Origin of the sequence: Pseudomonas umsongensis, from assembly GCF_012647205.1 — a bacterium.
Lineage (GTDB): Bacteria > Pseudomonadota > Gammaproteobacteria > Pseudomonadales > Pseudomonadaceae > Aquipseudomonas > Aquipseudomonas umsongensis.
This window is the reverse complement of the sequence record NZ_CP051487.1, coordinates 2,780,951-2,800,973: the sequence shown is the minus strand read 5'-3', so window position 1 is coordinate 2,800,973 and position 20,023 is coordinate 2,780,951. Positions and strand designations below refer to the sequence as shown.

Genomic DNA, 20,023 nt, shown 5'->3' with positions numbered 1-20,023 from the left:
TTCGGCTGACGGTTAGCCATGACCGCTTCGTTACTTCGTGTCCTGCGGCGCTGGAAGTTGATTCATCAGCCAACTGCGAAAGCGTTTTACACTCTGCCGCATACCGCCACGCGCCAAGGGCTCCAGCAAGCAGAACTGCGCATCGGTGCACAAAACCGTGTCGAGCGGTCGCACCAAGGCCCCCGTATGCAGGTAATCGTCGACCAGGTTGGACCAGGCCAGCGCGATACCCTGTCCGCTGATAGCAGACTGGATCAACATCGAGTAGCTATTGATATTGATCCGGCGTTTGGGCTCGACGTTTTTCAGGCCCAGGTTGCGGAACCATTCGGGCCAGCCAATCCAGTCACGCTGCGGGTCGTCGAGGAACAGCCAGGTGCAGGCGGCCAGGTCCTCGGGCTGGTTCAAGGCCGGGTGCTTGGCCAGGTAAGCGGGGCTGCACACCGGGAAGACTTCTTCGGAAAACAACGGTGTGACCTGCATGTCCCTGGGCGGTGTCCGGCAGTAATACAAGGCCAGGTCACAGTCCAGGCGAGAGAAATCCTTGACCTGGTCATGGGCGATGATCCGCAGATCGATCTCTTCGTTCTCCCGTTGAAACTCACTCACTTTCGGCAACAGCCACAGTGAAGCCATCGCGGTACTGGTGGCGACCGTCACTTGCTCGGCGCCCTGCCAATGGCGAATTTCACCGGTGGCCTGGGCAATATGCAGCAATGACGCACGGACCGTTTCATAGTACTGGCTGGCTGCGGGGCTGAGGTGAATCGTGCGGGTGGTGCGTTCGAACAGGACCTTGCCCAGATAATCTTCAAGCAGGCGAACTTGTCGACTGATTGCCCCTTGGGTGACGTTCAATTCTTGCGCGGCCAGGGTAAAACTCAAATGGCGCGCTGCCGCTTCAAACGCGACCAGGCTATTGAGTGGCGGTAAAGGGTGGATTTTCATACGAGGCAGGTCACGTCGTTATTTTGGTTTTATCGCGGCAGTCTAGCCCCTGTCGTTGCAGGTGCACAGCGGCAAAAAACACCCTCACTCAAGGCCTGTGCGCCGGATGCTTTCAGGTCCTGGCGACGATACTCCGCAAAATCTGCCGCCAGGACCGTCTTCACTTCAGCGCCAACGAACCAGGCACTCGCGCGTCACCCAGTCATTGCATGCCGGCAGCCGCCCATTGCGGCGTGACGGTCGTGTTGTGGCGCTTGGCTCGCTGAGTCAGCGCCAGCATCGTCAAGAAGCCGAGCATGATCAGAACCGGGTACGCCATCAACAGATCGGAGAGCGAATATTTCCAGGCCAAGGGACGGCCGACGCCGAGCATGGCGGCATACAGCCACGACACCGCCGATAGTGACCCACAAAACAGGGCAAGCATCCGGGCGCTGAATCCGAGTTCGAGCAAGGAGCCTGCCTTTTGCAGGGCCGGCAATACCAGTCGGTGCAGCAGGACGCCGTTATAGGTCAGCAGCACGACAATGATCACCTTGGCGTGAAGCTTCGGATTCATGAAGTATTCCGTGCCTTTGCCGAGGTAGTCGATGCCGATGATGGCAGTGCCCGTCACCCATAAGCAGATCAATGCCACCACGACAGATTTCTGAAGACTCTCCATGTGTGCATTGTCATGTTCAGTGAACACTTTGCGTTTCAATATATCCCTGACCATTGCAATATCACTGGTCAACACCAAACCTATCGCCACACAACAGGCGAGCAAATGAACGTAAACAACGCCCAGCCGCAAAAACTCCATGAATTCTTTATGTTCGATCAGGCTCATAATTGTATTTATCGTCACGGGTATCTCTCCACCTTATTCGACAGTACAGATCGGTCAGTCAGCAGGCTTTTTCCGCTCGACCTTGCTCATACAGGAAAACCGACCAATAGATTATTATTGATATCCTATTGGATCAGTAAGGGAGTTGATGACATCTTAGTTACTACCTCTCAATTTTCGGGTAAAAAAATCCCCATCTGCATTAATTGCATTTGAGGTTCTAATTCCGCTTCTTTTTTTCGATTGCGAGAGCCGGCCATGGATGCCGTGCTGCAGGATCTGAGGCCTACAGCGCGCAAATGTTCATTTTTTAACCACAGCACCGACAAGCGGTAGCGGCATCGGCGCCACCGACATGGATGATCGGTCATCAACTTACGCGTTTAGGCCCATGACAGCTGAGTTCGTTGGATTACATGAGCATTGACACTTATAATTGGATCCACTAGTTGTCGTGGAGAAAAAAGCGGGGGCAATCGCGAGAGGGCTGATTGATATCGCCCGCCAACAAACAGTCATACTATTTTCAGGGCTTGTCGATTTCAAGCATCCCGGGCACAGGAAGATCCCTGTGCTCTCCGGGTCAACTTAGCCTCCAAACATTGCGACACTAACAACCCATTGTTGATCATTTAATATTTATTGAGTCTTGGCGACATTGCTTCTCCAAGCAGTCGCCAAGCGCGTTTTATATCTCAAATCAGACCAACTTCAATGTCACGTTGATGTTGTTGCGGGTGGCCTTGGAGTACGGGCAATACTTGTGCCCGGTGTCGACCAGTTTCTGTGCGGTTTCGCGATCCAGTCCCGGCAGGCTCACATTCAGCCGGGCCTGCAGAAGATAGCCGCCTTCATTGGTACCCAAGTCCACCTCGGCATCGACGGCCACGTCCTTGGGCAATGCCACTTTCAGTTCTTTGGCAGCCACGCCCATCGCGCCAATGAAGCAGGCTGACCAACCGGCGGCGAACAACTGCTCCGGATTAGTGCCACCGCCGCCTGCGCCCGGCGACGACAGCTTGATGTCCAGGATGCCGTCGGAACTGCGCGAGGCGCCGTCCCGGCCGCCGGTGGTATGGGTTTTTGCGGTGTACAGGACTTTGTCGAGCTGGGTCATGATGATCTCCTGATTGAATTGAGGTTTATGCATTGTCAGGTGAATCAGTCTTCCGGCTTGGTGCCAGGCATTCAATATAGACGGCGGTGCCCGACTCAGCGCCCGTTCCGACAAAGGCCCTCCTGCAACACGCAAACTTTGCAGGCGCGAGCAGGCTCGCGATGAAGGTCCACGATTACGCGGGGAGCTTGACACCCCGCGGTGCTCTAAAGTTTTTCGCGAGCATGCTCGCGCCTACTCGCCAACTTGTACTTCACACAATCATCATAAAAACTCTGCCGGACCGCCGCAGGCTTGAGCCGTGTCGGGCTGTCGTAAGTTTGTTCGGTAATGCCCATTGCCATCATCCGCATCCATGACTTGGCGAACTTGTACGACTGGATTTTTTGCCGTGCCGCATACAGCGAAACTCCGGACAACTTGAGTTCCTGGGCTCTTGCCGCCGTACCCGCGCCCCAACTGCACATATAAGTATCATCGGGCTTCAGTTCCCTGGCCTGGGCAGAAACTGTAAGACCCGCAACGCTGAAAGAGATCAGCGCGACCCAGACATTGCGCATTTGCATTCCACCTAACCGCCTGAAAATAAAGCGATTCTGGCAACAAACGGGAAATCTGGGGGCCACCATAATGCCTTCTATGCATTTGATTGACTCGCGTCAGTAAACGAAAGTCATTTTCTTGCGACATTTCAGAACTTTGCTATAGCTAAGCTCTCACCGCCAACTAATGAGGCAACGGAATGTCAGTCGCAAAGAAAATGAGTGTGGGGCAACTGACGATGTTGACCGCGGTCAACATGTTGGGCTCAGGCATTGTGCTACTACCGTCGAAACTGGCGGAAGTCGGGTCGATTTCAATTCTTTCCTGGTTGATTACAGCCACCGGTTCACTGGCATTGGCCTACGCCTTTGCGCGATGCGGGATGCTCAGTCGAAAAACCGGCGGCATGGGGGGATATGCCGAGTACACCTTCGGCAAGGCCGGAAACTACATCACCAACTACACCTATGGCCTCTCGTTGCTGATTGCCAACGTGGCGATCAGCATTACCGCGGTCGGCTACATCCAGGAACTGTTCCACATTGAACTGGACTCACTGCAAGTGGGCCTGGCGACCATCGCATTACTGTGGATCACCACGTTCGCCAACTTTGGCGGTGCGCGAATTACTGGTCGCATTGGCGCAGTCACCGTATGGGGCGTGATTGCGCCGGTAGTGCTGGTGTCGACCATTGGCTGGTTCTGGTTCGACAGCAGCGTGTATGCCGCCGGCTGGAACCCGCACAACATGGCCTGGTACGACGCCGCGGGGGCCTCGGTGGCGATCACCTTGTGGGCATTCCTGGGCCTTGAGTCAGCATGTGCCAACACCGATGCGGTGGAAAACCCCGAGAAGAACGTACCGATTGCGGTGCTCGGCGGCACCCTGGGTGCGGCAGTGATCTACATCGTTTCCACCAACGTGATTGCCGGCATCGTCGATAACCCGGAACTGGCCGCCTCCACCGCACCGTTCGGCCTGGTCTTCGCGAAGATGTTCACCCCACTGGTTGGCGACATTGTGATGGCAGCGATGGTACTGGCCTGCATCGGCTCGCTGCTGGGTTGGCAGTTCACCATTGCCCAGGTCTACAAGAGCTCGGCGGACACCGGTTACTTCCTGTCGATCTTCGCCAAGGCCAACAAGGCCGGGACGCCCATCGTCGGCATGCTGGTGCTGCTGGCGGCGCAGACGGCCCTGGGTTTCCTCACCATCAGCCCGGACCTCAGTAAACAGTTCGACACCCTGGTCAACCTCGCGGTGGTCACCAACCTGGTGCCGTACATCCTCTCCATGGCCGCGTTGATGACCATGCAAAAGGTCTCCAACGTACCCGCCGGCAAGGCGCTGGCTACCAACATCATTGCCTGGGTGGCGGCGGCCTACAGCTACCTGGCGCTCTACAGTTCCGGCGAACAGGCGCTGATGCTCGGCGGTGTGGCGACCATTTTCGGCTACACCCTGTTCGGTTTCGTCAACAACCGCCTGATTCGCCTTGAAGCACTCAACAACAGCGTGCCGACACAAACAGTCAGCGCGCAGCACATCACTGGCCAACCGGTGCCGGTGAATAGCCTGAAAAAAGCCACTCTGGAGATTCACGCATGACGGAATATAAACACTCACTCGGGATGCTCGCGCTGGTGGTCAGCAACCCAGCGGACAAGCGCACGGTGTTTGGTCGCGCCCTGACTCAATTGGTCAGTGACGTAGAGGGACGTGGCGTCAGCGTACTGGCCTCGGAAAGCCTCAGCGATGCCGCGTCGATCCTGCGTTCGGACCCGGCCGTTCAATGCGTGCTGATCAGCTGGGAAATGGACACCAGCGAAGGTCACGAAGACTGCATCAAATTGCTGGTCAAGCTGCGCGAGCGCAACACGCGCGTGCCGGTGTTCCTGATCAGCGACCGCACTACCGCGTCGAGCATTCCGCTCCTGGTCATGCAACACGCCGACGACTTCATCTGGCTGCCGGAAGACACCAGCCGCTTCCTCAGCGGACGTATCCTGGCGGCCATCGAACGCTATCGCCAGGCCGCCCTGCCGCCCATGTTCGGCGCACTGGTGAAGTTTGCCCGGTCCTATGAATATTCCTGGCACACCCCCGGTCATGCCGGTGGCACGGCATTTCTGAAAAGCACGGCGGGACGGGCGTTCTACGAGTTCTTCGGGGAAAACCTGCTGCGTTCCGACCTGTCGATTTCGGTCGGTGAACTCGGTTCGCTGCTCGATCACAGTGGCCCCATCGGCCAGGGCGAGCGCTATGCGGCCAAGGTGTTCGGTGCCCATCGCACGTATTACGTGACCAACGGTTCGTCGATGTCCAACCGCGTGATCCTCATGGCCAGCGTCACGCGTAACCAGATCGCCCTGTGCGACCGCAATTGCCACAAGTCCGCCGAGCATGCGATGACCCTTTCAGGGGCGCTGCCGACCTATCTGGTCCCGACGCGCAACCGCTACGGCATCATCGGCCCGATCCTCCCGCAAACCCTGAGCGCGGAAGGGGTGAAAGCGGCCATCGCCAACAACCCACTGGTCAAGGAAGGCATCGATCCGACGCCGGTCCACGCGATCATCACCAACTCCACCTACGACGGCCTGACCTACAACGTCACCCGCGTCGAAGAACTGCTGGGCCAGAGTGTCGACCGCCTGCATTTCGACGAAGCCTGGTACGGTTATGCGCGCTTCAACCCGCTGTACCAAGACCGCCACGCCATGCACGGCAGCCCGGACGACCACGATGCTTCGAAGCCGACCGTATTCGCCACCCAGTCGACCCACAAGTTGCTGGCGGCCCTGTCGCAGGCCTCGATGATTCACGTGCGCAACGGCCGTAACCCGATCGAGCACGGACGCTTCAACGAGTCGTACATGATGCACGCCTCGACCTCGCCCAACTACGCGATCATGGCCTCCTGCGATGTCAGCTCGGCGATGATGGAAGCGCCCAGCGGGCAGATCCTCACCAGCGAATCCATAGAAGAGGCCGTGTCTTTCCGCCAGGTCATCTCACGCATGCACCACGAGATGTCGAGCAAGGACGACTGGTTCTTCACCTGCTGGCAGCCACCCACCGTGCAAGTGGGCAATGCCACGGTGCCGTTCCACGAAGTCGATCCGCTGCTGCTCAAGACCGAGCCCAAATGCTGGGTCCTGCACCCCAACGAGGTGTGGCACGGCTTTGGCGACATCGAGGAAGGCTACTGCATGCTCGACCCGATCAAGGTCTCGGTGCTCAGCCCTGGCATGGGCGACGACGGCAACCTGCTGGCCACGGGCATCCCGGCCTGTGTACTGACGGCGTACCTCGGACGCCAGGGCATCGTCGTCGAGAAAACCACCGACTTCACAATCCTGTTCCTGTTCTCCATCGGCATCACCAAGGGCAAATGGGGCACGCTGGTCAACGCGCTGCTGGACTTCAAGCGCGACTATGACGACAACGTCGAACTGGAGCTGTGCCTGCCTGACCTGCTGGCCGGTAACCAGACCCGTTACGCCGGCATGGGCCTGAAGGACCTGGCGGACGAAATCTTCGCCGCCATGAAGTTACACAAGACCACCTCGGCCATGGCCCAGGCGTTCGGCACGCTGCCGCAAGCCGTCTTCAGCCCGGTGGAGGCCTACGAGAAACTGGTGCGCAACGACATCGAACTGGTCACCCTGGAACAAGCCGCCGGGCGCATTGCCGCCACCGGCATCGTGCCGTATCCGCCGGGCATTCCCTTGCTGATGCCGGGTGAGAACGCCGGGGCTGCCGACGGGCCGCTGCTGGCCTATCTCAAGGCACTGGAAGCCTTCGACAGGTCCTTCCCGGGGTTCACCCATGACACCCACGGGATCGAAGCCGAGGCCGGGGTTTATCGGATGCTGGTACTGAAATAACAGGGACCCGCAAACCCCCTGTAGGAGCGAGCATGCTCGCGAATAACGTCCAGACAACGCGGGCATCCAGACAGCCCGCGTCATCGTTGACGTCCATCGCGAGCAGGCTCGCTCCTACAGGGATCACATTACCTATGGGCAAATTCGATCACTGCGCTCTATGATTGAATCCCATGATCACCTCTGCCCCGATCCGCCAACCCTGCCCGCCCGGCGCCTGCGACTGCGGGCGTGACCCGCTGCTGGAAACACCGGGTGCGGACGTGCGCATCCTTTTCCTGACCCGCGCGGAAGAAAAGCGCCTGGTCGAACGCCTGGAAAACCTGCAAAGCCTCCAGGACCTCGAACACCTGCAACGGCGGATGTTCGAGCAGTTGGGCATTCGCGTGAACATCGCTCCCGGTTTCAATGAAGTGCGGACCATGCGCGGCATCGGCATTCACATCGACGAACTGCCAGGGTTGTGCCGCAAGACCCGGGCAGCGATCCCGGCGGCGATTCGCCGGGCCATGGAGAAGCGCCCGCAAATCGCCTTCGAGCTGCTCAACGCCAACGACCTGTTGCGTGACACCTGATCGTCTGTTTCAGCGCTGAGACAGCTGCCATACACCCCCTGTAAAAGAGGATCGGCGGTCGTACGTGAAGTGCGTGGCGCTGCTATGCCTTCTGCAGGGAGCAATCGTTTCAGGCCAGACAGGATGACACTGGCAAGGCAAACGTGACCGAGGTCCCGGCGCCAACCCGGTGCGCGAAGACAGGCAGGTGCCAATCCCTGGAAGGAGGTGGCAGATGTTGTTCATCGTCAGCTGGAAAATCAGTTCGGCCAATCGCAACAGCGCGATCGAGCGCTTTCTCAAGACCGGTGGCGCGCCACCGGAAGGCGTCAAGATGCTCGGACGCTGGCACGCAGTGGGTGGCGCGGCCGGTTTTGGCGTGGCCGAGGCCAATGATCCGGTACTGATCCAAAAGTGGGTGCTGCAATGGAGCGACCTGATGACCATGGAGGTCCAGGCGGCACTGACTGACGAACAGATAGCCCCGTTGCTGGCAACCGCTGCCGGCAGGTAATGGTCTCGAGGCGGCGAGACCTGCTCGCCGCCTCGATTCGAAGCGATGCGGCAGAACGCGTTGAGTCCCCTGGAAGCGCTTCTTGAGCCTTAGCCTGAACTATCGGTTTTAACTCACTAATTACTGGATATTTCACGAGACCTACCTACGCTCTTTCGCGTGGGAAACAAATTTCATGGCAGTCAGTGGACTGCTCTCAGGGGAGTTGACACCGGTCGATGGCGACAGCCACCGGTGTCCGTAATGGGAATGCACAAAGGTGACCCCATGCAGCTGAAAAATTGCGCCCTACCCGCCGTCTCATTGCTCGCTCTGTGCTGCCAGCAGGTACAGGCTGGCGGCATCATGCTTTACGAAGTCGGCACCGATAACGTCGGCCTGGCCAACGCCGGTGCCGCCGCCCGGGCCCAGGGCCCTTCCACCATCGCCAGCAACCCGGCGGGCATGAGCTACTTGCCAGGCACGCAGATCACCGCCGGCTTGCAGGTGCTCTACGGCGATATATCGTTCGATCGCGACGATGGCACCAACGTCTCCGGGAGTGGCAGCGGCAACGCCCTTGATCCGTTGCCCGGTGGCAGTTTTTTCGTCAGCCATGAACTGGACGACCACTGGAGCGTGGGGTTCGGCCAGTACGGCGACTTCGGGTTGGCGGTCAATTACGACAATGACTGGTCGGGGCGCTACTTTTCGCAGAATTCCAGCCTGCTCGGCCTGTCGCTGGTGCCCAGCGTGGCGTACCGCTTCAACGATCAGTGGTCGGTGGGTGTCGGCGTCAAAGCCATGTACGGCATGCTCCAGGCCCAGACCGCGATTGACCGCTCGCCCTTCGGCTTCACCGAACGCGGCGACGGCCAGTTCAAATACAAGGACAAGGATTGGGGCTTCGGCGCCAACGTCGGGGTAATCTACGCCCCGCAACCTGGTACCCGCATTGGCCTGACCTACACCAGCAAGGTCGACCTGGAGTTCGAGGACGGGCTGGACATCAAGGGAAACGGACCGCTACTGCAACGTCTGGATGGTACCAACACCGAACTTGATATCACCGTGCCGCAAACCGTGACCCTGAGCCTGTTCCAGCAACTGGACCGGCAATGGGCGCTGCTGGCCTCGATCAACTGGCAGGACTGGTCGGAATTCGGCGATATCGGCGTCCAGGTCGACACCTCGGCAAACGATGCCCGATCCACCAACATCGACGCCGGTTTCAAGGACACCTGGCACCTGTCACTCGGCGCGCAATACCAGGCCACCGAGCAGTGGCTGTGGAACGTCGGTGTGGCTTACGACAGCAGTGCCGTGTCCGACAGCAAGCGTTCGGTGATCGTGCCCATGGCCGAATCCTGGCGCATTGCGACGGGCGCCACCTATGCGCTGAACAAAGACACCGACGTCAACCTCAGTTGGGCCATGGTCTGGATGGGCGACATGCCGGTTGACCAGAGCAAGGACCTGTCTCGCAATAGAATTTCCGGTCAATTCGACAATACCTGGATTCAAGCCGTGACCGGGAACATGACTTGGCGTTTCTGATTATCTGACTACGCTTAGACGAATTACCCAAGGAGCACACCGCACTATGAACCTGTCCCGTAAATTGCTTGTCGGCACTGCCTTGGCCGGGCTTCTGCTCGGCGGTTGTACCTCGAAAGTCACCGAGCGGGAGCAGTACTCCGGCTACCTGTCCAACTACAACAACCTTCAGGAAGTCGAAACGCCCAGCGGTGGCACGGCGATGCGCTGGGTCAGCCCATCGTGGAACCCCGACGCCTATGACACGGTGGCGTTCAACCGCCTGGAGCTCTACCCGGCCCCCAAGCCCAACGAGCGGGTCAACCAGCAGACCCTCAATGACATCCAGAACTACATGACCAGCAAAGCCAAGTCGACACTGGGGCAGAAGTACCGCGTGGTTTCCAGTCCAAGCGCCGCACCCAAGGGAGCGAAAACCCTGGTCATGCGCGCCGCCATCACCGGTGTGAGCGCTTCCAACGAAGGGATGAAATGGTATGAGGTAGTGCCCATCGCCGCCGTCGTCGGTGCGACACAGGCCGCCACCGGTCATCGGGACCAGGACACCGAACTGTTTATCGAAGCAGAGTTCATCGACGCGAAAAGCAACCAGACCGTGGCCAAGGTGGTGCGCAAGGTGTTCGGCAAACAGCTGTCAAACGAAAGCCAGAAAATCACCGCGCAGGATTTCAAGGCGGCGATCGACAAGTTGGGTAGCGACTTCCAGGCCTTCATAAAATAACGCAAGTGCTGTAGGCGCTGCCGCAGGCTGCGATCTTTTGATTCTGTTTTTTCAAGATCAAAAGATCGCAGCCTGCGGCAGCTCCTACTTCATTCCCACTCGCCGTCGCATCTCGGCTGTAATCGTCTGCCGGGTTTTCTTCAGGTCCGCCCAAGGCTCATCGCCCACTTCGGCCAGGCGTTCATGCGCGTTGTGGATGTTCCACTGGTTGCCGCCCTTGAGCGTAGGGACTTCTTCCCGAAAAATCGGCATCGACACCGGCAATCCTTCGCGGGTACGCACGGCGTAGGCGCAGATGGTCGTGGCGCCCAAGCCATTACGCAGGTAGTCGATGAAGATCCGCCCTACCCGGTTCTTCGGCCCCGAAACAGCAGAAAAACGCTCCGGCAGCATCTTGGCCATGTGGCTGACAATGGCGTGGCTGAAGTCCTTGACCTCATCCCAGCCGTGCTTGCGAGTCAGCGGCACTACCAGGTGGATACCCTTGCCGCCGCTGGTCTTGAGGAACGCCTTGAGCCCCAGTTCGTCGAGCACCGTCAGGGTCAACTGAGTGGCCTCGACCATGCGCTTCCATGGCAGCGCCGGGTCCGGGTCGAGGTCGAGGACGAAGCGGTCGGGTTTGTCGAGGTTGTCGGTGGTGGCGTTCCAGGTGTGCAGCTCGACCGTGCTCATCTGCACCGCACCAATCAAGGCTTCGGCGTTGTTGATCACCATCATCGGCTGGCCTGTGAGTTGCTGGTCGAGGGTAGTGATGCCGGGGATCGCCAGGCGTTCGGCGTTTTTCTGGAAAAACAGTTCGCCAGCGATGCCATCCGGTGCACGCACCAGCGCCACGGGTCGGTCCTTGAGCTGAGGCAGAATCCATTCGGCAACACTGGCGTAGTACTGCGCCAGCTGCACTTTGGTCGCGCCCGTGCTGGCGTCGATCACCCGGTCGGGGTGGGTGATGCGTACCTTGCCCTGCTCAAGACCGACTTGAGAGGGTGCTGGTTCGACTTTCTTCTTCGAGGTCGTCGGTTTGGCGACGGTTTTTTTCGCGGGGGTAGTTTTCACGGCAGTCGGTCGCTCCTCGGTAATGTCTTTGGCGGGCTTGTCATCGCGCAGACCATGGAACACCGCATGGCGCACCGAACCGTCCTTGGTCATTTCGGCAAAGGCCACTTCCGCCAGCAGGCTGGGTTTGAGCCAATGCACAGCCTTGAACTCGGCACCGCTGGGCGGGTTGACCACGGCGGCTTTTTTCGTCTGCAAGGGCTTGAGTTGTTGATGAATGCTGTTGAGCGTTGCCTCGGTGAACCCGGTGCCGACCTTGCCTGCGTATCGCAACTCACCGCTGTCGCGGTCGTGCAACCCCAAGAGCAACGCACCGAAGGCACTGCGTGAACCTTTGGGGTCGGTGAAGCCGACGATGACGAATTCCTGTCGATGCTTGCATTTGAGTTTGACCCAGTCACTGCTGCGCCGCGATACATAGGGCGACCCCAGGCGTTTGCCGATGAGGCCTTCCATTTGCATCTGGCAGGCGCTATTGAGCAGGGCTTCCGGGTCTTCGCCAAAGGCGTCGGAGAAGCGCAGCAATGGGTCTTTGCTGGTTTTGAGCACGGTCGAGAGCGCCGCCCTGCGCTCCTCGACGGGCACTTCGCGCAGGTCCACTCCATTGAGATAGGGCAAATCAAACAGGTAGTAGAGGATATTCCCACTGCGGCCCGCTTCGAAGGCATTTTGCAAGGCCTGGAAATCCGGTACGCCTTGCTCGTCGGCCACCACCATTTCACCGTCGAGCCAGGCCGATTCCAGGCCCAGCCCCGCCAGCGCCTTGGCCTGGTCGGGCAGCTTGTGGGTCCAGTCGTGGCCGTTGCGAGTGAAGAGCTTGACCTCGTCATGGTCGATACGCGCCATGATGCGGTAGCCGTCGAACTTGACTTCATAACTCCACTGTCCGCCCGGGGCCTTTTCCACCAGCGTCGCCAGCTCCGGCTTGATCTGGTCAGGCAGTTCGGCCTTGCGCGCGCCTGTGAGTGGTGCGGATTGTTCTTTGCGTGCAGGCGACGCGGGCTGCTTGATGGACTTGGCTTTGGTGGCCTTGGATGCTTTGGGTGTCTTGGGTGTCTTGGCGACGAGAGTCCGTTCGCTGAGCACGCTGTCGGGTTCGGCGACCACCACGTCGTAATCACTTTCCGGCCGGGCGGCACCGTCCTGGTGCTTGATCAGGAACCACTGCTCCTGCTTGCCCGGCATGTGCGTGCGCACCAGGTTCCACAGGCCGCCGAGCTTCTCGCCTTGCAGTTCGAACTTGAGCCGGCCCTTGGCATAGGCCTTCGCCGGATCGTCCTGGGGAATCCACACGCCACGGTCCCAGACGATGACATCCCCCGCGCCGTAGTGACCTTCGGGGATGCTGCCTTCAAAGGTGGCGTAATCCAGCGGATGATCTTCGACATGTACCGCCAAACGCTTGACCTTGGGGTCCAGCGACGGTCCCTTGGGCACCGCCCAACTCTTGAGCGCACCGTCGAGCTCCAGGCGAAAGTCGTAATGCAGGCGCGAAGCATCGTGCTTCTGGATGCAAAACTGCAAGGCATGATCCTTGGTTTTTTTTCTGCCCTTGGGTTTGACGGCGACGGGTTCCGACGTCGCCGAAAAATCGCGCATGCGGTTGTAGTCATCGAGATTTTTGTTCATGGCTCACCCGCGGTTCGCTGCAGGGCGCTGAATCAGCACGTCCCTCTCTCAGCAGAGCGAGCCTTGGCGAAAAAAATTCCATCGCCGTCGAAATTGCCCGGACGGACGGCCCCGTACCGCGGCTGCCGGCCAGCGTTCAAAGCGCCTACAATCGGCGGATGCTGCCTCATCTGCGGAGAGCCATCATGCGCACGGTTCACGTCCTCCAGTCCCCACCGGCATCGGTCAATGTCGTTGGCGAAAAAATTACTGTCCTCGCTGGCGGTGATCTCAGCAAACCGTTTGAAATGCATATCCAGGAAGGCATTCAAGGTGGCGGCCCGCCCCCGCACTTTCACCCATGGGACGAAGCGTTCTACGTGGTCGACGGTCAGGTCGAAGTGACCGTCGAAGGCACCTCCACCACTGTCTCGGCCGGGGGCTATGTGCATATTCCTGCCGGGTCGATTCATGCCTACAAGAACGTCAGCCCCACGGCAAAGATGATCGGCGTGGTCTCCGATCCGCGAGGCGGGCTTTTTTTTACGGCGATGGACCGGTTCAAGGTACCCGAGGATCTTCCGCGGATATTTGAGGTGGCGGAGCGCTTTGGCGTGACCTTCCTGGTGCCCGAACCGCCGATTTCCTGATCGACCGACCTCGCTCTCTGTAGGAGCTGCCGCAGGCTGCGATCTTTTGATCTTCAGCGATTCTTCAGGCGCAAAAGTCAAAAGATCGCAGCCTGCGGCAGCTCCTACAGAGGCCTTCAGGCTGTGCCGTGGGCCTGCTGTTCCAGATGCACCTGCAAGTCCGGCTCGATGCCCAGCGCCGCCGCCAGTTCATCCAGGTAACTGCGCTCGGCATCCTGTTGATCATCCACCAGCATCACGCTGGCCAGGTACATCTCGGCGGCGATGCCGGGGTCGGTTGCCGATTGTGCCACCTCGGCAGGGTCAAGCGGTTTGGCGGCTTCCTCGTCAAGCCACTGCTGCAACTGCGGATCATCGGTGTGCCGGGCGATTTCGGCATTGATCATTTGTGTCTCGGCGTCGTCGAAGCGGCCATCGGCTTTGGCCGCCGCGATCATCGCCCGCAGGATCGCGTGGCTGTGTTCCTCGACTTCCGGGCCCGCCAGCATGTCCACCGTACGCATCGCCTGCTGCGGCGCCTGCTGTTGCTGCGTGGCCTGGCTGCGTTGCCAGGCCTGAAAGGCCTGGAATGCCATCATCCCCAGCGAAGCCAGCGCAGCATAATTGGTACCACCGGCGGAGCGCGATTGCGGCGCACCGCCCATTGGCGATCCTGCGCCCAGCAAGCCACCGAGCAAGCCGCCCAGGCCACCCATGCCGCCAGCGCCCGAACGGCTGGTGCCACCACCGCCCAACAGGCCGCCGAGCAATCCACCCAAGTCACCCAGGCCACCCTGTGCCGACGCCCCACCGCCGCCCCGTTGCGCCATCGAGCCCTGGCCGGCCCGCAGTAATTGTTCGAGCAGATCGCTGGTGTTCATGACGACGTCCTCATCGATGGGAGTGATCCAGTCAGACAACGATAGCCCTCGCGCGTAAATGTGCTACCACCGTCTGGCTGACACATTACCGATTTATCCGCCGTATTTTTCTACGGCGCAGCTAAGATTCATGGGTGGTGAACCTTATTCCCGGATACCCGGTCGATACTTGCAACCCAACCCGGTTTGCCGCCGCCCGCCAGATGAGGGCGTTGACTGGCTTGCTTCACTTTCTGGAGAACGCCCCCGTGATATCGACCCTACACATCGCCAGGCTCAAAGCCTGGGGCGCCCATGGTTTTACCGCCACCGGCGTGGTCACCGCCTTCCTCGCCACCCTCGCCCTGCTCGATAACCAGCCCACCAGTTGCCTGCTGTGGCTGGGTGTGGCCCTGATCGTCGATGGCCTGGACGGCGCACTGGCGCGCAGGGTCAACGTACAGTCGGTGCTGCCGAGTTTCGACGGCTCGATTCTCGACCTGGTGATCGACTACCTGACCTACGTATTCATTCCGGCACTGTTCATCTATCGCTACATCCCGTTGCCGGACTACACACTGCTGCTGACCGTGTCGCTGATCCTGGTGTCGTCGCTGTTCTGTTTCTGCAACGTCAACATGAAAAGCAAGGACAACTACTTCCAGGGCTTCCCCGCCGCCTGGAACGTGGTCGCCCTGTGCCTCTACATCATCGCGCCGTCACCCTGGATCACCTTCCTCACCGTGATCGGCCTGGCCCTGTTGACGCTCACCCGGATGAAATTCCTGCACCCGTTCCGCGTGCGCCGCTTTATGCCGATCAACATTGCCGTGACGGCGATCTGGCTGCTGTGCAGCCTGTCGCTGGTGATCAACCACCCGGTGATCAATCCCATGGTCATGGGGCTTTGGCTGTTGATGTCGGCGTACTTCCTGGGGATCTGCTTCTGGCGCACGGCGCTTGAGTGGTTCGACGAATCGCGGCTCAAGTAGCGCCATGCCTATTCATATCGTGCGCCTCGGCTCTGCGCGAAAACCCGACGAAGGCTTGCGCCTGGGTACGGTGCGCCGTCCACCCCGTGGCGTACCGAAAGCCGAGTTTGCCAGCCGGGATTTCTATGATGTGTGGCAGCCACTGCTGTCGCCCAGCCCGGAGCTGGTACAACAGGCCCAGGCCGCTGAGGACGACAAGGCCTGGAATGCGTTCAGGCGCAAGTTCAAGGCCGAAATGAACCACCCTGCCCCCAGCCAGTTGCTTGATCTGCTGGCGGCCCTTTCGCATAACACTTCCCTGGCCGTGGGGTGTTACTGCGAGGACGAAGCGCATTGTCATCGCTCGGTGTTGCGTGAGTTGCTTGAGGCGCGGGGGGCGGTGGTTGTCTAGATACTCTCGCGGCTGTACCTGATTTTCTGTGGGAGATTCTATGGTTGAGGGGAAGCCCTCAACTGGTTTTCGGTTGGTATTCACTCTGCCCCTTCAGCAGGGCGAATACGATACGAGCGAGCTTGCGAGCCAGCATCACCAGGGCTTGAGTGGTGCTGAAACCCCGATTTCTTTGTTCTTGGTAAAACCCTTTCCAGGCTTCGGTTCGACTCGCCGACATAGCCGCATTGTGCAGAAGGCGGCGGGCTTCTGGATCGCCTCGCTTGGTCAAACTCCGGCGACCATCTTTTTGCCCTGATTTTGACACCCGCAAGTCCATTCCAAGAAAGGCGATAAAGGCATCTGCGTTTCGGAAGTCTCCGCGCTGGAACGCCGTGAGCAAGCGCGCGCCAGTCAAAAATCCAACCCCTTCAACTTTCAAGCAACGCTTCAACTGCCCCAGCAAACCGGCTTCTTTCAGCTGATCGTTGATCGTCTTTTCGATCAGCGTCTCAAGCTGCTGCATGGACTTTATTTGCTCGGAAAAAGCAGCCTTCAGCAAGGGCTCATTCGACCAGCTTTGCACTAGGCCGACCCTGGCCTGGACCAAGGCCGCCCGGCGGCGAAAAAGACTCAGGAGTTGGCGATACAGCGGTGTCGGCGGCGTCCATGGGTGAAGTTCTTCATGCTCGTTCTTCAGATAGCGAGCAAGCAGTTTGGCATCCAGTGCATCGGTTTTGGCACGGACCTTCACACCTTCTCGGTAATGTTTGAGCTCATAGCCGCCCACCATGTAAATCACGCAGCCGGCCTCAAAGGCCAGGTCAGCGAACTCCAGGTGGTAGATGTTGGTGGCTTCAACAGCAATAGCCACACTCCCCGGCAAGTCCTTTAACCACTTGTTGATGCTGGTTTTGTTGTTGGGAATCTCTTCAAGCAGGTCCAGTTCGGCGTGATAAATCACCAATTCTTTCTTGGCGACATCCACGCCCACGATCGGCTTTGAAACAGAAACCGGCATTGCCATAGGTTTTCCTCCGGGATAAGGTTTTAAGCACTTGAAGGGCTCACCCAGAGGCGCAGGCTTGTTCCTATCGTCGGTCTAGGCCAGATGCATTCTTTATCGGCGCTTGGGTGAAAGGAGGAGGGGCGAACTCTCCCACAGTCTGTACTGCGTCAACAGTCAGAATCGAGCCTTGTCCCTCCTCCTCCCTTCAAGTCCTACCATACAAGCGAGCCTGCTCGCGAAGGCGGCCTGACGGCCGACCTGTTATTTGTTGTCTGAGTACATATCCATTGCTGCGGTAACGGCTGGATTTCGCTTTTTACCGTAGGAGCCAGGCTTGCTGGCGAAGGCGTCCTGGCAGACGGTGATTGTCTTTCAGGTGTACATATCCGTTGCTGCGGTAACGGCCACTTAGGTTTTCGCTTTTACTGTAGGAGCCAGGCTTGCCGGCGAAGGCGTTCTGGCAGACGGTGATTGTCTTTCAGGTGTACATATCCGTTCCTGCGGTAACGGCCACTTATGGTTTCGCTTTTACAGCGAGTCACTTGGAACAGCCCCAAGTAACCAAGGGCTCTTGCCCCTGGCGTTCGGTGCCTCGCTAAGGCTCGGCATGCCCTCGCTCCGGTCCCCCCCGGTGTCAGGATAGTTGTCGCCTCTGCGGATTTACCCCCAAAAAAGCACACCGAGGGCGGAAAGAGATAGGTTGTGACGTACTATTCACCCGAACGTAAAGCTGCATTGCTCAAGATGTTGCTTCCCCCGCTGAGCCTGACCGTGGCCGAAGTTTGTCGACGTGAAGGGGTCAGCGATGTATCGATGTACCTCTGGCGCAAGATGGCCAACCAAGGAAGTAAAGTGCCCGACGACATACTGCTTTCTGATAAATGGTCTGCTGAAGCCCGGTTTGCAGCTGTCCTTGAAACGGCCAGTCTGACTCAGCTTGAGTTGGGCGAATATTGCCGTCGAAACGGCCTTTACCCCGAACAGCTCAATGCCTGGCGTCAGGCCTGTATCAGCGGTCAAGAAGCTGTTCAGGCGCAAAAAATGGCTGATCATGAACAGACGCGCAAAGACAAGAAACGGATCCTGGAACTGGAGCGTGAACTGCGCCGTAAAGATGCTGCATTGGCCGAAACCGCAGCGTTGTTAGTGCTGCGAAAAAAGCTCAACGATTACTGGGGGACCGACGACGAGGACAACTGACCTCTTTGCCGGAACGGCAGTTGTTGGTGGGCTGGTTGATCGAAGCGATCGTAGCGGGAGCCCGAAAAATACGGGCCTGCCAAGAGGTCGGACTATCGCTCAGAACCTTGCAGCGCTGGACCCAGCCGCAGGAGCTGCAAGCCGATGCGCGCACCACCACTTTGCGGCCCAAGCCGCGTAATGCGTTAAGCGAAATCGAGCGACACGCCATCGTGGCGCTGTGCAACAGCCCGACATACGCCCATTTGCCTCCGAGCCAGATCGTTCCGCGCTTGGCCGACGAGGCGCGATATCTGGCGTCGGAAACTACGTTTTATCGCGTCTTGCGAGCAGCCGGCCAACAGCACCATAGAGGCCGCAGCCGACGACCCCGGCGGGTTGTAATGCCGACAACACATGCGGCTGAGAAGCCCAACCAGGTGTGGTCGTGGGACATCACGTATCTTCCATCGCCGATCCGCGGCAAGTATTACTACCTGTATTTGATCGAGGATATTTACAGCCGCAAGGCGGTGGGCTGGGAGGTTTATGAAGAAGAAAGTGGTGAGAAAGCGGCTGCACTGCTACAGCGCAGCGTGATCAGCGAGAAGTGCCTGCGTGAGCCGTTAGTGCTGCACTCTGATAACGGAGCGCCGATGAAATCGGTGACGCTGTTAAGCAAAATGTATGAGCTGGGGATCACACCCTCTCGCGGTCGGCCGCGCGTAAGCAATGACAACCCGTACTCGGAATCACTGTTTAGAACACTGAAGTACTGCCCGCAATGGCCCTTAGAAGGCTTCGCCAGCTTGGACGCTGCACGGACTTGGGTGAGGGATTTTATGCGCTGGTATAACACCGAACACAGGCACAGCCGGATCCGCTTCGTCACACCGTCAGAGCGCCATCGCGGGCAAGATCATCAGATCCTGGTGCTGCGGCACCAGTTGTATGAACGGGCACGCCAGAAAACTCCTGAACGATGGTCTGGAAAAACACGCAACTGGGAGCCGATAGGAACGGTGCTGCTGAACCCGGATCGGGTACAGCAGACCGGTAAGAAAGCGGCATAGCAAAACAGTTGGCGCGACAACTACCTTGAAAAACGCCGGTCCTGCTCCGTGGGCTCGCCGCGATGGGCCATCCTTGGCCCAGCGCGGCTAAACCGGCATCCATGCCGGTTTACCCACTGCGCAGAACCTCCACTCGGCCTCTCGAGGGGGCAAGAACATCAAAAGCCAGATCACAATCAAAAGCGAGGCGGCCGACCGGCCGGCCTGATCGGAAGCCATACGCATACCTCCTGTAGGAGCGAGCATGCTCGCGAAAAACCTGAGAGCACCGCGGGCTACCAGGTGCCCCGTGTTATCGTTAACGACCATCGTCGGAACGCCGCCCGGAGCATGCTCGCTCCTACAGGGGATCCAGGGGTATCCGGAAAAACCAGGTCGGCTTTAAGGCCGCCTCGCTTTGCTGTTGATCGCGGGCGCCCCATTAACCACGATGGCCGAACGCAGGCATTGCGCAGTGGGGAAACCGGCAGGACGCCGGTTTAGCCGCGCTGGGCCAGGGAGGGCCCATCGCGGCGACCCACGGAGCAATGCCGGAGAGAGGGCATGCCGAGCCCCAGCGAGGCACCAAGTGGTGGGGCAAAGCCTTTTGCTTCC

The 20,023-nt window shown here is 59.0% G+C and carries 17 protein-coding genes; 10 read left to right on the top strand and 7 right to left on the bottom strand.

The window, feature by feature from the left end; genetic code table 11:
* Positions 1–30 precede the first annotated feature (30 nt).
* The 4 genes from HGP31_RS12850 to HGP31_RS12835 form a co-directional block, all read right to left on the bottom strand.
* Positions 31–948 carry a LysR substrate-binding domain-containing protein gene (locus HGP31_RS12850; RefSeq protein ID WP_168757875.1) on the bottom strand — a complete coding sequence of 306 codons (918 nt, stop codon included), beginning with the start codon at positions 946–948 and terminating at the stop codon, positions 31–33.
* 202 nt (positions 949–1,150) lie between these two features.
* Positions 1,151–1,798: a hypothetical protein gene (locus HGP31_RS12845; RefSeq protein WP_168757874.1), complete on the bottom strand. Its 648-nt coding sequence runs from the start codon at positions 1,796–1,798 to the stop codon at positions 1,151–1,153.
* Positions 1,799–2,480: 682 nt separating this feature from the next.
* Positions 2,481–2,897, bottom strand: a complete 417-nt coding sequence (locus HGP31_RS12840) for an organic hydroperoxide resistance protein (RefSeq protein WP_033039169.1) — start codon at positions 2,895–2,897, stop codon at positions 2,481–2,483.
* 206 nt (positions 2,898–3,103) lie between these two features.
* On the bottom strand, positions 3,104–3,457 hold the full coding sequence (locus HGP31_RS12835; RefSeq protein WP_168757873.1) for a hypothetical protein: 354 nt from the start codon (positions 3,455–3,457) through the stop codon (positions 3,104–3,106).
* A gap of 182 nt (positions 3,458–3,639) precedes the next feature.
* Between HGP31_RS12835 and potE the strand changes: the two genes are divergently transcribed.
* The 6 genes from potE (at position 3,640) to HGP31_RS12805 (ending at position 10,656) form a co-directional block, all read left to right on the top strand.
* Positions 3,640–5,049 carry a putrescine-ornithine antiporter gene (potE, locus tag HGP31_RS12830; protein WP_020798171.1) on the top strand — a complete coding sequence of 470 codons (1,410 nt, stop codon included), beginning with the start codon at positions 3,640–3,642 and terminating at the stop codon, positions 5,047–5,049.
* Positions 5,046–7,331 carry an Orn/Lys/Arg family decarboxylase gene (locus HGP31_RS12825; protein ID WP_168757872.1) on the top strand — a complete coding sequence of 762 codons (2,286 nt, stop codon included), beginning with the start codon at positions 5,046–5,048 and terminating at the stop codon, positions 7,329–7,331. The genes potE and HGP31_RS12825 overlap by 4 nt, the downstream gene beginning before the upstream one ends.
* A gap of 173 nt (positions 7,332–7,504) precedes the next feature.
* Entirely contained in the window at positions 7,505–7,906 is a 402-nt protein-coding gene (locus HGP31_RS12820; RefSeq protein WP_020798173.1) for a hypothetical protein, read from the top strand.
* 214 nt (positions 7,907–8,120) lie between these two features.
* The gene (locus HGP31_RS12815) at positions 8,121–8,399 is read left to right on the top strand and encodes a DUF3303 domain-containing protein (protein WP_168757871.1); all 279 of its coding nucleotides are present in this window, start codon (positions 8,121–8,123) and stop codon (positions 8,397–8,399) included.
* Between the two features lie 267 nt (positions 8,400–8,666).
* Entirely contained in the window at positions 8,667–9,935 is a 1,269-nt protein-coding gene (locus HGP31_RS12810) for an OmpP1/FadL family transporter (RefSeq protein WP_151141862.1), read from the top strand.
* 46 nt (positions 9,936–9,981) lie between these two features.
* Positions 9,982–10,656 (top strand): DUF3313 domain-containing protein, encoded by a 675-nt coding sequence (locus HGP31_RS12805; protein WP_020798175.1) that lies wholly within the window; start codon positions 9,982–9,984, stop codon positions 10,654–10,656.
* An 84-nt stretch (positions 10,657–10,740) separates the two neighbouring features.
* Here the strand turns inward: HGP31_RS12805 and ligD are convergent, their stop codons facing one another.
* Positions 10,741–13,338, bottom strand: a complete 2,598-nt coding sequence (ligD, locus tag HGP31_RS12800; RefSeq protein WP_168757870.1) for a DNA ligase D — start codon at positions 13,336–13,338, stop codon at positions 10,741–10,743.
* A gap of 185 nt (positions 13,339–13,523) precedes the next feature.
* Between ligD and HGP31_RS12795 the strand changes: the two genes are divergently transcribed.
* Positions 13,524–13,967 (top strand): cupin domain-containing protein, encoded by a 444-nt coding sequence (locus HGP31_RS12795; RefSeq protein WP_033041414.1) that lies wholly within the window; start codon positions 13,524–13,526, stop codon positions 13,965–13,967.
* Positions 13,968–14,083: 116 nt separating this feature from the next.
* Here the strand turns inward: HGP31_RS12795 and HGP31_RS12790 are convergent, their stop codons facing one another.
* Positions 14,084–14,827 (bottom strand): tellurite resistance TerB family protein, encoded by a 744-nt coding sequence (locus HGP31_RS12790; RefSeq protein WP_168757869.1) that lies wholly within the window; start codon positions 14,825–14,827, stop codon positions 14,084–14,086.
* A 248-nt stretch (positions 14,828–15,075) separates the two neighbouring features.
* Between HGP31_RS12790 and pcsA the strand changes: the two genes are divergently transcribed.
* On the top strand, positions 15,076–15,798 hold the full coding sequence (pcsA, locus tag HGP31_RS12785; RefSeq protein WP_020798292.1) for a phosphatidylcholine synthase: 723 nt from the start codon (positions 15,076–15,078) through the stop codon (positions 15,796–15,798).
* Positions 15,799–15,802: 4 nt separating this feature from the next.
* A complete protein-coding gene (locus HGP31_RS12780) occupies positions 15,803–16,189 on the top strand; it encodes a DUF488 domain-containing protein (RefSeq protein WP_168757868.1) in 387 nt (128 codons plus the stop codon).
* Positions 16,190–16,247: 58 nt separating this feature from the next.
* Here HGP31_RS12780 and HGP31_RS12775 read toward each other — a convergent pair whose 3' ends face one another.
* Positions 16,248–17,195 carry an IS110 family RNA-guided transposase gene (locus HGP31_RS12775; protein ID WP_168757435.1) on the bottom strand — a complete coding sequence of 316 codons (948 nt, stop codon included), beginning with the start codon at positions 17,193–17,195 and terminating at the stop codon, positions 16,248–16,250.
* A gap of 684 nt (positions 17,196–17,879) precedes the next feature.
* Between HGP31_RS12775 and HGP31_RS12770 the strand changes: the two genes are divergently transcribed.
* Positions 17,880–19,429, top strand: a protein-coding gene (locus tag HGP31_RS12770) for an IS3 family transposase (RefSeq protein WP_116287586.1) whose coding sequence is annotated in 2 segments (ribosomal slippage) — positions 17,880–18,339 and positions 18,339–19,429 — 1,551 coding nt in all. Because the reading frame shifts where the segments join, the coding sequence is not laid out codon by codon here.
* The last annotated feature ends 594 nt before the right edge of the window (positions 19,430–20,023 follow it).

What these genes read in the sequence shown, in the direction of transcription:
- HGP31_RS12850 (WP_168757875.1), bottom strand. Translation starts at nt 948, where the DNA reads ATGAAAATCCACCCTTTACCGCCACTCAATAGCCTGGTCGCGTTTGAA.
- HGP31_RS12840 (WP_033039169.1), bottom strand. Translation starts at nt 2,897, where the DNA reads ATGACCCAGCTCGACAAAGTCCTGTACACCGCAAAAACCCATACCACC.
- HGP31_RS12835 (WP_168757873.1), bottom strand. Translation starts at nt 3,457, where the DNA reads ATGCGCAATGTCTGGGTCGCGCTGATCTCTTTCAGCGTTGCGGGTCTT.
- potE (WP_020798171.1), top strand. Translation starts at nt 3,640, where the DNA reads ATGTCAGTCGCAAAGAAAATGAGTGTGGGGCAACTGACGATGTTGACC.
- HGP31_RS12825 (WP_168757872.1), top strand. Translation starts at nt 5,046, where the DNA reads ATGACGGAATATAAACACTCACTCGGGATGCTCGCGCTGGTGGTCAGC.
- HGP31_RS12820 (WP_020798173.1), top strand. Translation starts at nt 7,505, where the DNA reads ATGATCACCTCTGCCCCGATCCGCCAACCCTGCCCGCCCGGCGCCTGC.
- HGP31_RS12815 (WP_168757871.1), top strand. Translation starts at nt 8,121, where the DNA reads ATGTTGTTCATCGTCAGCTGGAAAATCAGTTCGGCCAATCGCAACAGC.
- HGP31_RS12810 (WP_151141862.1), top strand. Translation starts at nt 8,667, where the DNA reads ATGCAGCTGAAAAATTGCGCCCTACCCGCCGTCTCATTGCTCGCTCTG.
- HGP31_RS12805 (WP_020798175.1), top strand. Translation starts at nt 9,982, where the DNA reads ATGAACCTGTCCCGTAAATTGCTTGTCGGCACTGCCTTGGCCGGGCTT.
- ligD (WP_168757870.1), bottom strand. Translation starts at nt 13,338, where the DNA reads ATGAACAAAAATCTCGATGACTACAACCGCATGCGCGATTTTTCGGCG.
- HGP31_RS12795 (WP_033041414.1), top strand. Translation starts at nt 13,524, where the DNA reads ATGCGCACGGTTCACGTCCTCCAGTCCCCACCGGCATCGGTCAATGTC.
- HGP31_RS12790 (WP_168757869.1), bottom strand. Translation starts at nt 14,827, where the DNA reads ATGAACACCAGCGATCTGCTCGAACAATTACTGCGGGCCGGCCAGGGC.
- HGP31_RS12780 (WP_168757868.1), top strand. Translation starts at nt 15,803, where the DNA reads ATGCCTATTCATATCGTGCGCCTCGGCTCTGCGCGAAAACCCGACGAA.
- HGP31_RS12775 (WP_168757435.1), bottom strand. Translation starts at nt 17,195, where the DNA reads ATGGCAATGCCGGTTTCTGTTTCAAAGCCGATCGTGGGCGTGGATGTC.